This window comes from Sporichthyaceae bacterium (assembly GCA_036493475.1).
GTDB lineage: Bacteria > Actinomycetota > Actinomycetes > Sporichthyales > Sporichthyaceae > DASQPJ01.
This window is the reverse complement of the sequence record DASXPS010000083.1, coordinates 12,364-29,061: the sequence shown is the minus strand read 5'-3', so window position 1 is coordinate 29,061 and position 16,698 is coordinate 12,364. Positions and strand designations below refer to the sequence as shown.

The 16,698-nt window shown below is 70.2% G+C and carries 16 protein-coding genes; 2 read left to right on the top strand and 14 right to left on the bottom strand.

Annotated features, from left to right (window positions below):
• Positions 1-6: 6 nt before the first annotated feature.
• The gene (locus VGJ14_09300; protein HEY2832609.1) at positions 7-753 is read left to right on the top strand and encodes a cytochrome c oxidase assembly protein; all 747 of its coding nucleotides are present in this window, start codon (positions 7-9) and stop codon (positions 751-753) included.
• On the opposite strand, the gene VGJ14_09295 is transcribed toward VGJ14_09300, so the two are convergent.
• Genes VGJ14_09295 through VGJ14_09255 form a run of 9 tightly spaced genes read right to left on the bottom strand, consistent with a single transcriptional unit; the run spans position 750 to position 10,149 of the window.
• Complete coding sequence (locus VGJ14_09295) at positions 750-2,333, bottom strand: PEP-utilizing enzyme (protein ID HEY2832608.1); 1,584 nt, start codon at positions 2,331-2,333, stop codon at positions 750-752. The genes VGJ14_09300 and VGJ14_09295 overlap by 4 nt on opposite strands.
• Positions 2,327-3,388 (bottom strand): hypothetical protein, encoded by a 1,062-nt coding sequence (locus VGJ14_09290; GenBank protein HEY2832607.1) that lies wholly within the window; start codon positions 3,386-3,388, stop codon positions 2,327-2,329. Before VGJ14_09290 ends, VGJ14_09295 begins: the two co-directional genes overlap by 7 nt.
• Positions 3,385-4,809, bottom strand: coding sequence for an ABC transporter substrate-binding protein (locus tag VGJ14_09285; protein HEY2832606.1), 1,425 nt, complete (start codon positions 4,807-4,809; stop codon positions 3,385-3,387). Before VGJ14_09285 ends, VGJ14_09290 begins: the two co-directional genes overlap by 4 nt.
• Positions 4,806-5,504 carry an ABC transporter ATP-binding protein gene (locus VGJ14_09280; protein ID HEY2832605.1) on the bottom strand — a complete coding sequence of 233 codons (699 nt, stop codon included), beginning with the start codon at positions 5,502-5,504 and terminating at the stop codon, positions 4,806-4,808. The genes VGJ14_09285 and VGJ14_09280 overlap by 4 nt, the downstream gene beginning before the upstream one ends.
• Entirely contained in the window at positions 5,501-6,277 is a 777-nt protein-coding gene (locus tag VGJ14_09275) for an ABC transporter ATP-binding protein (protein HEY2832604.1), read from the bottom strand. Before VGJ14_09275 ends, VGJ14_09280 begins: the two co-directional genes overlap by 4 nt.
• Entirely contained in the window at positions 6,274-8,163 is a 1,890-nt protein-coding gene (locus VGJ14_09270) for an ABC transporter permease (protein ID HEY2832603.1), read from the bottom strand. Before VGJ14_09270 ends, VGJ14_09275 begins: the two co-directional genes overlap by 4 nt.
• Entirely contained in the window at positions 8,160-8,627 is a 468-nt protein-coding gene (locus VGJ14_09265; GenBank protein ID HEY2832602.1) for a hypothetical protein, read from the bottom strand. The genes VGJ14_09270 and VGJ14_09265 overlap by 4 nt, the downstream gene beginning before the upstream one ends.
• Complete coding sequence (locus tag VGJ14_09260; protein HEY2832601.1) at positions 8,624-8,959, bottom strand: hypothetical protein; 336 nt, start codon at positions 8,957-8,959, stop codon at positions 8,624-8,626. The genes VGJ14_09265 and VGJ14_09260 overlap by 4 nt, the downstream gene beginning before the upstream one ends.
• A complete protein-coding gene (locus VGJ14_09255) occupies positions 8,947-10,149 on the bottom strand; it encodes a hypothetical protein (protein ID HEY2832600.1) in 1,203 nt (400 codons plus the stop codon). The genes VGJ14_09260 and VGJ14_09255 overlap by 13 nt, the downstream gene beginning before the upstream one ends.
• Before the next feature lie 119 nt (positions 10,150-10,268).
• Here VGJ14_09255 and VGJ14_09250 point away from each other — a divergent pair, with 119 nt between their 5' ends.
• Positions 10,269-10,976, top strand: a complete 708-nt coding sequence (locus VGJ14_09250; protein ID HEY2832599.1) for a TetR/AcrR family transcriptional regulator — start codon at positions 10,269-10,271, stop codon at positions 10,974-10,976.
• 68 nt (positions 10,977-11,044) lie between these two features.
• Here the strand turns inward: VGJ14_09250 and VGJ14_09245 are convergent, their stop codons facing one another.
• The 5 genes from VGJ14_09245 to VGJ14_09225 are packed head-to-tail and all read right to left on the bottom strand — an operon-like array spanning position 11,045 to position 16,683.
• A complete protein-coding gene (locus VGJ14_09245) occupies positions 11,045-12,229 on the bottom strand; it encodes an amidohydrolase family protein (GenBank protein ID HEY2832598.1) in 1,185 nt (394 codons plus the stop codon).
• A gap of 39 nt (positions 12,230-12,268) precedes the next feature.
• Positions 12,269-12,988 carry an acetoacetate decarboxylase family protein gene (locus VGJ14_09240; protein ID HEY2832597.1) on the bottom strand — a complete coding sequence of 240 codons (720 nt, stop codon included), beginning with the start codon at positions 12,986-12,988 and terminating at the stop codon, positions 12,269-12,271.
• Positions 12,981-13,415, bottom strand: a complete 435-nt coding sequence (locus VGJ14_09235) for a hypothetical protein (GenBank protein ID HEY2832596.1) — start codon at positions 13,413-13,415, stop codon at positions 12,981-12,983. Before VGJ14_09235 ends, VGJ14_09240 begins: the two co-directional genes overlap by 8 nt.
• Entirely contained in the window at positions 13,412-15,268 is a 1,857-nt protein-coding gene (locus tag VGJ14_09230; GenBank protein ID HEY2832595.1) for a 2Fe-2S iron-sulfur cluster-binding protein, read from the bottom strand. Before VGJ14_09230 ends, VGJ14_09235 begins: the two co-directional genes overlap by 4 nt.
• Complete coding sequence (locus VGJ14_09225) at positions 15,262-16,683, bottom strand: FAD-dependent monooxygenase (GenBank protein HEY2832594.1); 1,422 nt, start codon at positions 16,681-16,683, stop codon at positions 15,262-15,264. Before VGJ14_09225 ends, VGJ14_09230 begins: the two co-directional genes overlap by 7 nt.
• Positions 16,684-16,698 lie beyond the last annotated feature (15 nt).

The window sequence follows — 16,698 nt, the reverse complement described above, 5'->3', positions numbered from 1 at the left end:
AGCGACGTGGCCTGCTGCGTGCTGGTGGCGATGATCGTCGCGCGGCTGCGGCAGCTCCTGGGCCTCGGCGGCCCGACGCGCAAGGGCGGGCCGAGCCTTGTTCTCCTGCTCGGGCTCGCGGCGGTCGAGCTCGGGATCGCATGGGCGATCGCCCGCGGCCTCACCGAGAACGCCGGGATGTCGATGCACCCCATGGCCGGCGAGACGTCCCACCTGGCGCTGATGCTGCAACTGATGCTGCTCGGTGTGGGTGTGCCGGTGCTGCTCGCCCGATTGTTCCCGGCGCGCGACCGTAGCTACCGGCCCGGGGCACGCCGACAGCTGTTCGCGGCGACCCTCGCCGCACCTACCGTGCTGTGGTTCTGGCACCTGCCCGCCGCCCACGACCACACCGGCTCGGCGTGGCAGATCGTGCGGGGCGGCACCGTGCTGGTGACCGGCGTCGCGTTCTGGCGTTGCGTTCTCGGCGCCGGGCGGCGGGTGGCACCCCCGGCCGCACGGCAGATCGCCGTCATCGTCGCCGGCCAGGCCAACGCGCTGCTCGGCCTGGCCCTGCTGCTCACCACCGATCCCCTGCACGGCGGCGGCGATGGCCTGTGGGGACTGTCGGCGGTGGCCGACCAGCGCGCGGCCGGCGCCCTCATGCTCGTCGTCGAGATCGGCGTCATGGTGCCGGTGCTCGCCAGCCTGAATGCGCAACGCCAAGCCGCCCGGCCGCAGGTAACGCTGCGGATGCCGCAGCCACACCACTAACGGGACAGGATCGTCACCGTCCCGGCCGCGCCATCCACCCGGATCCGATCGCCGGTACGCAGATCGCGGGTGCCGACCCGGGTATTGATGACGCAGGGCAGGCCGAGCTCGCGGGCAACGATCGCGCCGTGGCTCATCGCTCCGCCGATGTCGATCACGCACGCCGACACCAGGAAGAACAACGACGCCCAGCTGGGGTCAGTGGTCCGGCAGACCAGGATGTCGCCGTCCGCCAGATCGTCGGGATCGGCCGGGTCCAGCACGACGACCGCGCGCCCCTCGGCAACGCCCGGGCTCACCCCGATGCCGGCGATCCCCTCGACGGAGCCGACGTCACCGTCGTCGGTAGCAGTGATCGGGGTCGCGACCGGCGGCCCGATCCAGGCGTCGGGTAGCTCGAGGGTCAGGTACTGCTCACGGGTGCGGCGTCGCCCGGCCACCACGTCACGCAGGTCGCCGCCGCGCGTGGCGAGCACCTCGTCCAGCGTCAGATAGAACACGTCCGCGGCATCGTCGATGACGCCATCGGCGTGCAGCTCGCAGCCGATCTGCCGGCACATCGCGCGAGCGACATCGAACGCCTTGAGAAAGGTCGCCCGGCCGACCTCGCGCAGCGGGATGTAGCTGCGCGCCAGTCGCAGCACGAGTCGGGCCCGCACCCGCCCAGCGCGACCGAGCGCGCCGAACAGCTTCGTCTCGGCCGCGGCCCGCTGGGTGGCACCACTGCTCTGCAGCGGCGCTTCCCTGGCCCGGTAGGCATCGAGCAACGCCCGCAGCGGGGCTTGGTCCTCGCGCCACGACTTGCCGGCGAGCTGTCCTTCGGCCGGGCCATGAAAGCCGTGCCGCGCAAGGAACTCCGCCATGGCGAGCCGCCCGTGCGCCACCGCCCACAGGTCATTGATCAACGCCGACTCGTGCACCGCGTCCTGCGCGGTGGTCAGCTCGAACTCAAGGCCCTCGGCCTGGATGGACTCGCACAGTCGCCGTACCTGCTCGAAGGTGCCCTGCCCGATCATCGACACGATCGTGTGCGCCCGGATGATGACCTCGAGCCGGGAAATCGCGTCCCGCAACACCTCCCGGGTGCCATCCCCGTCGGGCACCGCGCCGGGCACGACGCTCGCCGCCCACCACGCCTCGGTCACCGACGCCAGCTCGCGAATCCGGCGGCGCGCCCGCCAGGCGCTGTACGGGAGTTTGCCCACCACCAGCGGCAGCCGGGTCAGGTCACGGCTGCTCGGGATGTCCCGCGCCGAGGCGAAGTACTGTTCCTCGACCGCGGCCCCGGACGACCCCGGCATCTGGTCACCCATGCGTCGCATCAGGTCGATGTTGCCGGCGAACCGACCATAGAAGACGCCGACGAATCGCTCGTCGAGCGCCGCGGGCAGCACGACGTCATCGCGGCGCAACCCACCCAGATCACAGAACGCGCCGCGCAGCGCGAGTTCGCACGGCGGGTACCACACCGTCCAACCGAGCGGCGTCGTGATGCCGGGCATCGCCTCGGCGGCGTTGCGGGTCGTCCAGGCGGCCTTCGTCGCGTCCCCGTCGTGCAGCGGGTCGGCGAGCGTCACCACGTGAACAGCGGGATGTCGAGCAGCCGCGGGATCGCCGATTTCCCCGGCCGGGGCTGGTTGATCGGCGTGATCCACTCGCACAGCCCGTAGCCGACCTCGCCGTTCCACTCATACGTCGTCCAGCAATCCAGCACGACCATGTCGGTCGGGGAGTTCGTGGTGAGCTCGGTGCCCAGACACAGCTCGGTGCCCGGCAACTTGTGGGTGAAGTTGATGGCCTGCTCGATCCGGCCGGTGATCTCGACCGGCCCGTTGCCGTTGCCCTCATCGATCGAGAACAACACCGCCCCCGGATCGCTCGCACACAACGTGAGGTCCGGCATGCTCACGATGTCGAACGGCGTATACACGCCATCACGGTTCATCAGCCCGTACGCCTTGCCCCACCCCTCCTGCTTCATGAAGATGTCGGCGGCGATCAGCGTCGTGCCGCTCGGGAACTGCGCCCACACGAAATCGCTGCCGATGTACCCGGTCAGGTCACGCGGGCCGCGGGAGTGGTCGCGATACCCGGGACCGCTGAACTCGTAGACCTCGCCGTCCACCTCGATCCGGCCGGCGACGGAGCAGTGCTGGTTGTGGTGCAGCTTGCCCCACGAGACCACGCCGTGGTTGAGCAACTCGTTCTTCGCGGTGAAGGTGAGCTCGACCTTGGCGCCCCGCGGCGGACCGTCGGTGTGCAGCCGGGTGCGATTGGCCTCGCGGGTGACGATCTGGCAGGCGCCGTTGAGCCGGACCGTCCACTTCTGCAACGGCTCGTCGAAAACGACACCCAGGGCCTCGCAACCGTTGGTCGTCCCGCCGGACGGCCGGCCGTAGTGCTTGGTCTCGATCATCCGGCCGTCGGGCAGGCACACCGTCATCGTGTTGCGCCAGATGCTCTGGTCGAAGAACGCGGTGCCCTGGTGGAAGTAGACGCCGATACGACGCTCGGGATCCCAGCAGCACCACAGGTAGGTCTCGCTCCACAGCGGCACCTCGAACTGCGGCGCCGCCGGCAGGTCGAAGCTCGGATCGGTGACGATCTCAAACGGAATCTGAGCTACCACTGTCATTCTCCAATGCAGGTGCGGGTGGCGCCGTTCGGGCTGGTGTACTCCCCGTCCGCGATGACCGCCGCCCACCAGCAGGTCGTCGACGGGGCATTGCGACCGCGGGTGAAGGTGAGCGGCGCGGTCAACCCACCGAGGTCGTCGTGCTTCACCGAGTACAGGCCGGTGAGGATCGCCGCGCTCGTCGTCGGCTCCTTCACCCGGCTCACGGCCAGCCCGAACAGTTGCGCGGCGGTCCAGCCGAGGATGGAGTTGAAGCTGTACCGCGCGCCGGCGAGATGCTGCCCGAGCACGGACCGGTAGTGCGCAACCGCCGCGTTGCCGGTGACGAACGGCGGGATGGTCTGGATGCCGGCCACCATCCGGTCCAGGGCCGGATTGCTGGTCAGCGAATCCTCGGCGTTGGACCCCAGCGTCGCGAACGTCGGGTGGAAGCCGACCGTCGAGCAGTTCTTCGCGACCCGCAGCAGGCTGTTGGCGTCCAGCGCGATGATGAACATCTGGACCCCGGCGCTCTTCGCCGACAAACAGTTCGCGGTGTAGTCCGGGGTGCCCAGCGAGGTCTGGCCCTGGTAGACGACGTTGGTACCTCGCTGCGCCGCCAGCGCCGGCGCGTTCTTGTACAACGTCGTGCACACCGCGGCCTCCACACAGGACAGCGTGCCGATCGCGCTCATCTGATGGGCGCGCGCGTTGTCCGCCGCGGCGTAGATCCCGAGGGCAATGAACTGGTCCCCCGACGAGGCCTGCGGGAAGTAGTACGGACTGTTGTAGAACTCGTTCTCGCCGCCCTCGCTACCGATCACCGGGATCTGGTGCTTGGCGATGTAGGCCTGGGTGCTCTGACCGGTGAGCGCGCCGGTCATGTAGACGAACGCGACCACCTGATCCTGCTCGACGAACTTCTTCACCTCCGACTGCGCCGTCGACGGGTTGCCGCCGTCGTCGGCGACCAGGTAGTTCACCGGGTGGCAGGCGATCCCGCCGCGGGCGTTGACGTCGGAAACCCAGGCGCGTACGGCGTTCACGCCATCCAGGCTGTTGGAGCCGGCCAGCCCGGAGATCTCCCCCACGCTGCCGATCACGATCGGGCTGCTCGCACCGGAGCAGGCCGATCCCGCGCCGGTGCCCTTGGGGGAGCTCGTGGCACCGCCGGACGGGTCGGCGGACGAGGTAGGACTCGGGCCGGTCGAGCCGGCACCGCCGGCGTTGCTACCACCGCCGGCGCCCGCCGCCGGCGCGGCGCTCGACGCGGTGGTGAGCGGTGCGCTGCCAACGCCGGTCGGCACACTCCTCGGCGAACCGGTGATCTCGAGGTGACCGCCGGCTGCAGTCACCAATCGGTCGTGCGACAGCCGACTGCCGCAGCCCGCTGCGCTGAGCCCGACCGCGACCACGAGCAGGCCGGTGAGACCTCGCCTCATGCTTTGGCTCCCAGATACTGGGCGAACACGTCGCCGTCGACGAACTCGCTCGGCTCGCCGGCGTAGCTGATCCGGCCGCGGACCAGCAGGTAGACCAGGTCGGCCAGCGCGAGCGCCTTCGACACGTATTGCTCGACGATCAACAACGTGGTGCCCTTGCTCGCCAGCAGGCGCAGGAAGGCGAAGATCTCGTCGACCAGGACGGGCGCCAAGCCGAGCGACACCTCGTCGAGGAGTACGACCGGCGCCCCGGTCACGTAGGCGCGGGCCAGCGCGAGCATCTGCTGCTCGCCACCGCTCATCGTTGCGGCCTGCTGATCGAGTCGCCGGCCGAGCCGCGGAAAGGCGTCCACCACCCGCTGCGCTGCGGCGGCCCCCTCCCCGGCCTTGGCGAAGATCCGCAGGTGGTCACGGACCGTCAGGCCCCCGAAGACCGCACGGCCCTCGGTGACGTGGCAGATTCCGCGCCGGGCGCGGCGGTCCGGCCCCCAGCGCGTGCAGTCAACGCCGTCGAGCAAGACGGTGCCGGACCGTGGTCGTACCAGCCCGGAGGTGACGGACAGCAGGGTGCTCTTGCCGGCGCCGTTGGGCCCGAGCAGCGCCACGACACTTCCGGTCGGCACGGTGAGGTTGACCTCGCGCAGCGCGGTCAGGTCGCCGTATCCCGCAGTGACGCCGGCCAGGTCGAGTCTCACGCGGCGGCGCCCTGATCGTCGGTGCCGAGGTAGGCCGCGCGGACCGCGGCCGAGTCGCGCACCTCGTCCGGCGTGCCCTCGAACAGCGGCTGGCCGAAGTCGAGGACGTAGATGTAGTCGCAGAGCTCCATCACCAGCGACATGTCGTGCTCGACCAGCAGGACGCCGCAGCCGCGATCCGAAACGACCCGCTGCAGGACCGCGCCGAAGGCGGTCGTCTCGGCTTCGTCCAGGCCGGAGGACGGCTCGTCGAGCAACAGCATCGTGAAGTCAGTGGCGATCACCCGCGCCAGCTCGACCAGCCGGCGCCGGCCGGTCGACAGCGTGGCGACGTAGGCGTCACGGATCGGCTCCAGTCCGCAGATCCTCATCGCGGCACCGGCGCGGGTGGCGATCTCGGCGCGCTCCCGCCGGCGCGGGACCACCTGCCGCCAGGCACTGCCGCCGGCCATCCGGCACTCGATGCCGACCGCGATGTTCTCCCCGACGGTCATCGCTTCGCAGACCTGCACCCGCTGGAACGTGCGGCCGAGCCCGAGTTGCGCCCGGCCGGCCGGCCGGGTGCGGGTGACGTCACGTCCATCGATGCGCACCGAGCCGGCAGCCGGGCGCAGCAGTCCACTGATCGCGTTGAAGGTCGACGTCTTGCCGGCGCCGTTGGGTCCGATCAAGCCGGTGATCCGACCGACCCCCGCCGCCAGACTGACGTCGCTCACGGCCACTGCGCCCCCGTACGCCACCCTCAGCCCGCGCACCTCGAGGAATTCGCTCACGACTTCGCCTCCCCGACCGGCCGGAACAGCGGCGAGCGGGTGGGACGGCTCGGCTGCCAGGCCGCGAAGCTTCGTTCGATCGCGGGCCGGTACGCGGCGAACAACGCCGCGCCCATCGCGACCAGGCCGAACACCATCGTCTGCTTGTCCGCGGTGAAGGACGTGATGTAGCCAGGCAGCACCGCGAGGGCGCCGGCCGCGAGAATCGCCGACCGCAGCATTCGGGTGCCGGAGATGGTCAGCACCGCGAGCCAGGTCAGCGAGGTGAGCGGCCCGTAGCCGACGCCGCTGACACTGCCGGTCTGCCCGATCGCGAGCGCGCCGGCAACGCCGGCGATGAACGCCGAGAGGCAGAACACCAGCAGCCGGGTGAGCCGGGTCGACAGTCCTTGGGTTTCCAGCATCGCGGGCGTCTCGGACAGGGCCCGCAACAACCGGCCGAGTCGACTGCGGTAAATCGCGACCAGCAGCACACAGCAGGCGACGACAACCGCGAGGACGACGTAGTAGTAGGCCCGATCCGAGGTAGCGATCTCCGGCCGCGGCGCGGTCTCGGTGCCGTCCAGGCCGAACATCAGCCCGCTCGGGAAGGCGACGTTCTGCATGAGTACGCCGAACCCGAGCGTGGCGAGCGCGAGGTAGAGCCCGGCGACCCGGATCGCCGGGATCGCGATCACCGCGCCCAGCGGCACCGCGACGACCCCGGCCCCGAGCACGGCGAGGAACCACGGCCAGTGGTGGGTCCCGGCGAGATGACCCATGGTGCTCGCCCCGACCGCGACGAACGCCGCGTGTCCCAACGAGATCTGGCCCGACCCCCAGACCAGCAGGCTCAGCGAGGCGAACACCGCGATCATGACGAGCCCGTTGGTCCACACCGGCAAATAGGTGCCGACGAACGTCGGCGCCAGCAGCAGCAGGATTGCGGTGGCGGCGATTCCGGCGGCGGACCGTTGCCCCGCACGCTCCCGAAGCGACGCCGCCCGAGCCACCGAGGCGCGCAACGTGCCGACCGGCGCCGGGAAATGGCGAGCGGGTACGACCAGGAGCACCACTACCAGGGTGAGGAACGGCACCGAGGTCGGCAGGCCGGACCACGGCGGTCCCTTCGCGGAAAGGAACTTGGTGGCGAAGCTGGCGATGACGCCGACGACCAGACCGCCGGCGTAGGTCAGCGGCAGGCTGGCGAACCGACCCAGCGCGGCCGCACCGAACGCCTGCACGACGAGCAACGTCAGCAACGTCGCATCCAGGCCGAGGGCGGGTGCCAGCAGCATGCCGGTGATCGCGGCGAACGCCGTCCCGATCGCCCACGCGATGCCGCGCACCCGCGGTGCCCGCTGTCCGGTCAGCCGCAACAGGTCCGGATTCTCCACCACCGCGCGCATCTGCGTGCCCAGCCGCGCGAACCGCAGGAACGCATAGAGTCCCGCGGTTGCTCCCGCGGCGAGGCCGATCGTGATCACGTCGGCTCCGGTGATCAGCACGCCGCCGACAGTGAACCCGCGCTGCGGCAGGAAGGCCGGAAAGTTGCTGCTGGTGTTGGCGAAGGTCAGAAACAGCAGACCCTGGATCCCGAGCAGCATTCCAACGGTGAGCATCACCGGAACAACCTGCGGCACGTCGACGAGCCGGCGGGTCAGCGCCTCCATCAGCAACCCGCCACCGACCGCGAACACGGTCACGACCGTGGCGGCGGCCGGCGGCCAGGGCCAGCCGTTGGTCACGTGCAGCTGGTAGAAGAAGAACGCGGCTGCCGCCGCCACGGCGCCGTGCGCAAAGTTGAAGGCGCCCGACGTCCGATAGGTCAGCACCAGGCCGACGGCGGCCAAGCCGTAGATGGACCCGGTGGTGATGCCGACGATCAAATACGCGAGTAGGTTCACGGCCGGCACACCTCGCAGGCCCGCCGCCCGATCCGCTCATGGGCGCCCCGCGGGTGGCTGTCGAGCGAGTCCAGCGGGTGTCCACTGAGCAGGGTGCAGACCGGGCGGTGATAGCGGATCGTGCCGGGCGCCGCGAGCAACACGTCGAAACCTGCCGGCGCGACGGCGAGCGCACCGGGCACGGACGGCAACACCGCGGGCAGATCCGAGCCGAATAGCTGGCGGGCCGCGGCGCCGACCGCTCGGCGGCCGCGCAGCACCCACATGCCGTTGCCGATCGTCGCGACCGCGAAGCCGGCAACGCCGACCTCGATCCACCTCAGTTGGCTGCCGGGCTGGTCGGAACCGGCGGAGTTGTACCAACCGACGACGATGAGGATCAGGCCGACCACGTTGAACGCCAGCACTCGGATCGAGATCTCGAGGCTCCACGGGCCGGGGGCCCCGGCGCGAATCTGGTTCACCGGTCGATTCGGCTGCTTGCCGGCTCCGGCGCTGAGGAAGCGGCCACCTGCTGCTGCAGGGCCGCGATCTGCTGATGCAGGGACTCGCCTATCTGCTCCAGCCGAGCCCACTCGTCGCGGATATCGGCGGACAGCCACAGCGTCCCGCCGATACCGAGCGCGAAGCCACCGAACACCGCGTTGGAGGCGAGATACGGCAACTGCTCGGTCACCAGAGCATGCCCGCTCACGCCGAACCAACCAAGGATGATCGACACGAGCCCGGCGAGTACCGCGACGATCGCGGCGAGGCGATCCCAGTGCAGCCGCGCTGCCACGATCAACTTCTCCATCGGGCCCGTACTCCTGCCAGCCGGATCAACTGCGACATGGTGAAGAGCACCGCGATGGCCAGCGCACAGACGACGTACAAGCTGCTGATGTCGATGGGCAGCTGGGGCGGGATGACCAACGCAGTCCCGGTCTGATCGGCACTGACCGACGCGATGTCGGCGGCCCGGCCGGCGCCCGGCGCCGTTCCGGCGATGCCGACCGATCCGAGCGCATCGCCCACGCCGCCCGTCGTGGGAGTACCGCTGCCCGGCGCGATCACGGCGCCGGACCCGGCATGGTTCGACCCCTCGCCCGTGGTCGTCGACAGTGACGCGACCGAATTCCCGATCACGATCGTGACGATGGCGGTGCCGAGGTCCGGAACGGGTGACGGGAAGCGGATCTGCAGCGCGGGCGAGACGACGGTGCCCTTCGTCGCGCGCACGCCGAGCACCTCGACCGTGATTCCCTGCGCCTTGAGCAGTTCGTTGGCCGCCGCGCCGATCGGCAGCGGGATGGTGGCCGCGTTGGCGAGGTTGAGGGCGTCCGGCGCGAGCTGGATCGGATTGTTGCCGACCCTCAGCCCGGTCAGCTCGAGGTCGCTGGTCGGGGTACTGGAGCCGTCCGGGTTCTGCGCAAGTTGCGCCGATGAACGTATCTGACTAACCGTCAGTGCGCCGATCGTCAGCCCCTCGACATCGGTCGTCCCGGCGGAAATCACCCGACCGGCATTCGACGTGACGCTCGCGATCGATGAGACGTTGGCGGCGGCGCCGGCGTCCGACAACAGCCCGGCCGTCGCGGCGGCATGGGAGGACACCGCGTCGCTGACCGCGGACAGCGCGTACGGTCCGGCGTCGAGCGATGCGTTCGGCTTGGTCGTCGCGTCCGAGGAGACGAACAGCGGATACTCCGGCGGCGAGATCGGCGACTGCGACAGCCCGGCGATCAGTCCCGGTGCCGAGATCACCAAACCGCCGGGATCGGGAAACGCCGCGTAGCCGATCGACTCCCCCAGCGAGCTGAGCGAGGCCTGCGCGGTCGGGCCGCCGCCGTCCACCGGCGTGTCGGTGGCCGGCGCGTCCGGCAGTTCCACGGTCATTCGCACGCCGCTCGCGGCGGCGGTCGCGGCAAAGACGCTCGAGCCCGCGGCATCGGCGCCGGTCGCGCCGAGGGAGGCGGTCGCGCACCAAGACACCGTGGTCGCCACCATCAAGGTTGCGAGCCGCCGCCTCATGCTCGCCCCTTCGCGTTGACGAATTGCAAAAACTATATTGACGTATCTGCCTCTGTGTCTATGGTCGCGCCGTCGTACATAGACTGCCCGGCGTGGTGAGGGTTGCGCCGGATGGTGCCTCGACTCGGCAGCGGCTCGTTGCGGCCGCGCGCGAGTTGATCCTGCGCGACGGACTGAGCAGGCTCACCGTCGGCAACATCTGCGACGCAGCCAACGTCTCTCGGGCCACCTTCTACCTGCACTTCGCCAACCGCAACGACGTCGTCGGCGCACTGGTTGTCGAGGAGGCCGCGGTGCTGCGCTCTTCGTTGGAGAAGAAGGCCAAGCGCTACCCCAACTTCGCCGAACTGTGCGTCGAGATGATGCTGGAGTCACTACATGCCGTCGAGCGCAACAAGGTCGTCTACGGCCTGCTCAACGACGACCGGGCGTCACGTGCGGCGCGCCTTTCGACGACCTCGGCCGCCTTCGACGAGGTGGCGATGGGCTTGTGGGAGCCGCTGCTCCGCGACGCCCAGCACCGGGGTGAGGCGCGGGCCGGGCTCGATCCGACCGATGTGGTGCATTGGTTCCGGCGAATCTTCCTGTCCTACCTCGAAGCCGCCGAGGGCCACCGGCCCACTGACGAGGCGATGCGCCGCGAGCTGGAAACCTTCCTGCTCCCCGCGATACTTTCCGATGAGACCGCTCGGGCCTACGCCACCGACCACGCGCTGCGGTCACTGGTCGGCACGATTGCTTCGCGCAGCGCCGACCTGGCCGGCGCCGTCGACGAGCTACGCCGCCACACCGCGAGCTAGCAACGCTCCGGCCCGGCCGCTCAGCCGGAGAGCTCGACGCCGAACACTGTGCTGAGCGCAGGCAGCGGTCACGCCTGCTCGGCCCAGGGCCGCCAGCCGAACAGCTCGCAGGCATTGAGTTCGACGATGCGGTGCGCCTCGTCGTCGCAGACATCGGCCAGGGCCTCGGCGAGGTGCTTGCGCGAGTGCGGCCACAGGGAGTCCGAGTGCGGGTAATCGCTTTCATAGGTGAGGCGGTCGACGCCGATCCGGTGCCGGGAGTCGATGCCCGCCTGATCGGAGATGAAACAGCCCCAGATGTTGGTCCGGAACAGCGTCGACGGGCGCGTCTGCACGTCCACTCCGGAGTACCAGCGGTGCCGCTCCCACACCTGATCGATGCGCTCGAGCATGTAGGGGATCCAGCCGGTGCCGCCCTCGGCGAACGCGACCTTCAGCCGTGGGAACTGGTGAAAGGTCCGCGACAGCAACAGGTCCGCCATCGCGGACATGCTGTTGAGTCCCATCTGCGACACCACCACCGGCGACGGCGCGTCGGGGCTGACGAACGGCGTGCGTCCCGAGGTTCCGAAGTGCATGGTCAGCGGGACCTCGGCCTCCTGGGCGAGCGCGAAGAGCGGGTCCCAGTGGTCGGTGTGGAACGACGGCAGACCCAGCGGCGAGCAGTTCTCCGGGAACGAGATGCAGACCGCGCCGAGGTCGATGGCACGACGGGCCTCGGCCACGCAGGCGTCGATGTCCCACAGCGGCAGGATGCATACCGGGATGTAGCGGTCGGGTGCGGCGGCGCACCAGTGCTGCAGCATCCAGTCGTTCCAGGCACGGATGCAGTCCAGCGCCAGCTCGCGGTTCGTGCCCTCGAGGAAGCGGGTCCCGGCGAAGCGCGGGAAGCTCGGGAAGCACAGGTGCGCCCAGACGCCGTCGGAGTCCATGTCGGCCAACCGTGCGACCGGGTCGTAGCAACCGGGCCGCATGTCCTCGAAGCGCGCAGGTTCGACGCCCCAGGTGCGCGGGTCCTTGCCGGCGACGGCGTTCAACCCGATCGACGGGTACTGCTTCCCGTCGTAGACCCAGCACTGCACCCGTCCGTGCGCGACGGCGTTCAACTGCAGCCGGGTGCCGTCCAGGTCCACCTCCTCGACGTGCGGCATGGCGTCGCCGTACTTGGCGGGCAGGCGCGAGGTCCAGACGTCGGCCGTCTCGATCGCGTGGTCGTCGACGGAGACGAGCTTCATGTAGTCCTGCAGCGGCATGGCAACAGTGTAAATGATTAGCGCAGTCTGCCGCCAGGCTCAGTTCACCGGCGCGAGGGCGTCGAGCTCACCGCTGAGTTCCCGGGCGTGCACGGTCAGCAGCGGACGCCGGGTCATGCCCAGTGCCCGCATCCGGTGCGCCATCGGATGCTCGCCCAGGTCCACGTCGCAGCGGCCGCGACCCAGGTGCGTGCCCCGGACGGACATCGCACCTGTACCGCGCAGCAGGACGCCCGCCTGCGCGCCGTGATCGATGCGGTTCAGGGCGGGCATCTTGGCGGGCAACCGGAAGGGGAGGCCGAGGCGACCCGCCTGCAGCCGCGCGCGCATCACGAACGTGCTGCCGTCATGGATGCCAACCGTGGCCTCGGTGTCGCGGAAGCGCAGGTCCGCGGACATCAGCCACTTCGGCAGCGCCCACACATCACGTCCCGCCTCCAACGTGAACGGCTCCGTGACCGGCAGATCGAGGATGTGCACGGCGGGCGAGCGCCCACCGGGTCCGCGCGCCAGCACGCCGATCCCGACCTCGTCGTAACTGCCCAGCGCCCAGTCCGGGTAGTGCACGAGCAACAGCACACTGAAGCTCCGGGCGGCGATGGTGAACGGCCGCAGACCGGCGCCCGACAACAGCTCGGCTGTGGCGGACGGGTCGGCGGCGAAGATGGCGCAGGCGAACTCCGCGCCCTCCAACCGCACCGGCAGGTTGATCGTCCGCCCCTGGATCGCCCAGGTGCGATCAGCGATGAGCTCAGCCATGCACAACCTCCGTCCGGAAACGTGAACCATCGACCGTGAGGGTCGCCACCGGCCGTCCCGCCATGCCCAGACCGCGGGCGAGGCGTGCCATCGGGTGCTGACCGAGATGCAGGGGTCGGCCGCGTCGGCCAACCGCCCATCGTCGCGGCAGGGAGCCCGCGAGCACGAAACTGTCGCCCACACTGACCTCCAGCCGGGTCTGTCGGCTCTCCGCGATGACGGTCGCGGCCTTCCGCTGCAGCACGAGGAGCCCGACGGGACCACGGACCACCACCGCGACCACGACGGCCGAGGGGAGGACCGCGAGTACCGCGAAGGCCTTCCCGCCCACGACCAGGGGCACCCGTCCGGTGCCGCTCAGCGCGCTCGCCGCCGCCGCGGCGGGACAACGGTAGATCGCGGTGGGGACGCCACCCGTGCCGCTCATACCTCGAGGGTGAGGTCGGGGGTGAGGGACCGCGATACGCAGACCATCATCGCGTTCTCGGGTCGTCCCGATTCGCCGATGGAGTCCCGGTGATCAGGGGTACCGTCCAGCACCCGCACGGCGCAGCTGCCACACACCCCGGCGCGGCAGGCACTGTCGACGGGCACCCCGGCCTCGCGCAGCACGTCCAGTGCCCGCCGGTGCGCGGGCACGACCATTTGCCGGCCGGAGGAGGCCAGCGTGATGGTGAAGTCGGCGTCCACCCGATCGACCGGTGACAGCCGGGGTTCGAACCGCTCGAGGTGCAGCCGACCGGTCGTGTCCTCCGCGAACAGCTTCTCCAGGACCTCGAGCATGCCGGCGGGTCCACACGCGAACACCTCGGCGCGGCCCGGCAGGTTCGCCACGGTCCCGTCCAGGTCGAGCAGACCGTCGACGTCGAGCGGAACGACCCGGACGCGTTGCGGATCCAGCGCCCGCAGCTCATCGACGAACGCCATCGCGGAATGGGTACGTCCGCCGTAGATCAGGCGCCAATCGAGGCCGCGCGCCCGGGCCTCGTGGACCATGGCGCGGATCGGGGTGATGCCGATGCCCCCGGCGAGAAATACGGGCTGGGAACCCGCGGACAGTGCGAAGTGGTTGCGCGGCCCCCGGACCTGCAGCCGCTCCCCCGGCATGAGGTTCTGGTGGATCCAGCGTGATCCACCCCGGCCGCCGGGAACATCCAGCACCGCGATGTCGAACCGGCCGCTCGTCGGTTCGCCGCACAGCGAGTACTGCCGGATCAGGTCATTCGGCAACAGCAGATCGATGTGCGCCCCGGCCGCCCAGACCGGCAGCAAACCGCCGTCCGCCGCGCTGAACGTCAGTCCGACGACGCCGTCCGCCAGGGCGCGGCGTGCGGTGACGACGACCTCGCGCGCGGGAAGGGAACCACCCCGGTGCGGCCGCGGGCCGCCCGGCCCCAGCTCGTCGGGCAGGTCGGTGGCCGGACAGTCCTGCCAGGCGAAGCGCCGCGTCGTGCGGCGCAGGCGATAAGTAGTCGCGCCCACGGCGGTGAGGGTTCGCAGCGCGGACACCGTGGCTCGCCCGAGATCGACGGTCCAGGTCCCGCCGCGCGGACGGTCGATCGGCTCGCTCGGCCCGAGACGCACCGTGGCGCTGACATGCCCTTCGCCGTCCGCGCGGTCGAGCCGGGCCAACACCGTGCCGTCGCGGTCGCAGATCTGTGTCCCGCCCACTGAGGAATGCGCCGCCATGACGACCGGCGCTCCCACCTGACGAGCCATCAGGCCCGGAAGACGACCCGTCAGGTCCGCTCGGTCCGCCAACGGCCAGGTGTCCCCGGCCTGCCCGCCGACCACGAGACCCGCGGCGGCCGCACGTAGCCGCGCAGCCGTGCGGACCTGCGCCCATTCCAGGCCGCTGACCAGACCGACGCGCGCACGGTGCCAGGCCACGACGGCCGTCAGGCCGTCATCGGATCCGCTGCGCAGCCGAAACTGCTCCCGGCCGGACGCGGTGTTCTTGTCGTGCAGGTGGATGCGCCCGTCGGGCTCCACCAGGAAGTACGTGGCGTAGGCGTCGCGACCGCGCACCGCAGACGCACCGCCGGCGACCACGCACTGCAGTTCCGCGGCGAGCTGACGCAACAGCGCCAACGGGGCCCCGTCGACCGGCCGCGCCTGCGCGCCGGAGTCGCGTGCGGCACCGATTTCTGCGGGGAGCACGATCAGATCCGGAGCGTGCACCCGGTGCGCGTCGCGGACGAGGTCCTCGACCAGGGCCAGGTTGGTCTCCACCGCGGCCTGGTGCAGCCGCGGCTGGACGGCCGCGATTCGGGTCAACACGGCGCGGACGTTCGGTCTCCGCGACGCGGTCGCGGCCATCCCGCGCCGACCTGCTCGAGCTCGAGCATCGCATCGGTCGAGCGGAAGGTGTTGCGTTTCGCGTGCCACAGCACCCGGCCGAGCAGCCTCGCGTCGGCCGCCAGGTCACCGATCAGCGCGCGGCGGTCCGGCGAGGCTTTCAGCGTGCGCCCCAGGGCGGTGGCCACCAAGTCGGGGCGGATGAACTTCGTGACGTTGCCGTTGCGGTGCCCGAGTGCCTGGATGAGCGGGAACTTCAACTCGTCGAGGACCCGGAGCAACTGGCGACGGCCGGCGGAGTTCACCGTCAGGTGGGACTCCAGTACCGCCCCCAGGTAGGCGAGCAGGCATTCGCGCTCCCGTTCTGCCTCCCACCGGCGCAACGCCCGGTCGAGTTCGGCGGGATTGTCGAGACGCGCCTCGGCGCGTTCGCACACCGTTCGGCCCGCCCAGATGGCATCGCGCATACCCTGGCCGATGATCGGGTCCTTGAAATGACCCGCGTCGCCGATCAGCGCCCAGCCGGGCCCGCTCGCGTGCCGGAAGTAAGACGAGAGCTGGTCGGTGATCCGCAACGGCCCCATCTCCGTCGCGCCGGCCAGGCGTGCGGCGATCGTCGGATGGACGGTCAGCTTGGCGTCCCAGAACCGCTCGGGGTCCTGCCGCGCCAGGTCCAGGTCCGTGTCCTCGTCGATGAACATGACCACGATCTGGCCGCGGGGGGTGGTCGGGAAGGCGAAGGCGATCGACGTGCCGAGCAGCCAGCTGTAGACCGTCGTCGCCGCGGGACCGGTGGTGACCGGATCGACGATGTGGCGGTACACCGCCGCGCGAGGGCTGTGCGAGTAGCGGTACGGCTCCGAGACGCCGAGCCGCTCGGCCACCGAGGAGAACTGACCGTCCGCACCGAGCACGAGCTTCGCCCGCACCTGGTGCTGCTCGCCCGACGCATCGACGTAGGTCACGCCGACAACGCGCCCGCCGCGGCGGATGAGGTCAGTGAACGCGGACTGCTCGCGCACCTCGGCACCGGCCTCGCGAGCGTTGTCCACCAGCACCTGGTCCAGCAGGTAACGACGCACCGAGGTCACCGTGAACGCGTTGTCGTCGGAGACCACCTCGTCCAGGGTGACCGGTGCTGACATACCGTCAGATACCTCGAGATGCGAATAACGCAGGTCCGGCGGGCCGAGTTCCAGCACCCGGTGCTCGGCGCCGATGAGCCGGATCTCGTCCAGATGACCGGCGAACATCGTGTGGCTGGACAGGGTGTCGGCCGGAAACGTGGCCCGCTCCAGCGCCAGCACGCAACGGCCTGCGCGGGCGAACATCGCGGCCGCGGCGGAACCCGCGCAGCGCGCGCCCACGATCAGGACGTCGACGCTTTCGGTGGCCACGGAGATACCTGTCGA

Bases quoted from the DNA above. Each gene is read 5' to 3' on its own strand.
- VGJ14_09235 (HEY2832596.1), bottom strand. From the start codon at position 13,415: ATGAGCGGCACGGGTGGCGTCCCCACCGCGATCTACCGTTGTCCCGCC.
- VGJ14_09245 (HEY2832598.1), bottom strand. From the start codon at position 12,229: ATGCCGCTGCAGGACTACATGAAGCTCGTCTCCGTCGACGACCACGCG.
- VGJ14_09260 (HEY2832601.1), bottom strand. From the start codon at position 8,959: ATGGAGAAGTTGATCGTGGCAGCGCGGCTGCACTGGGATCGCCTCGCC.
- VGJ14_09285 (HEY2832606.1), bottom strand. From the start codon at position 4,809: ATGAGGCGAGGTCTCACCGGCCTGCTCGTGGTCGCGGTCGGGCTCAGC.
- VGJ14_09240 (HEY2832597.1), bottom strand. From the start codon at position 12,988: ATGGCTGAGCTCATCGCTGATCGCACCTGGGCGATCCAGGGGCGGACG.
- VGJ14_09290 (HEY2832607.1), bottom strand. From the start codon at position 3,388: ATGACAGTGGTAGCTCAGATTCCGTTTGAGATCGTCACCGATCCGAGC.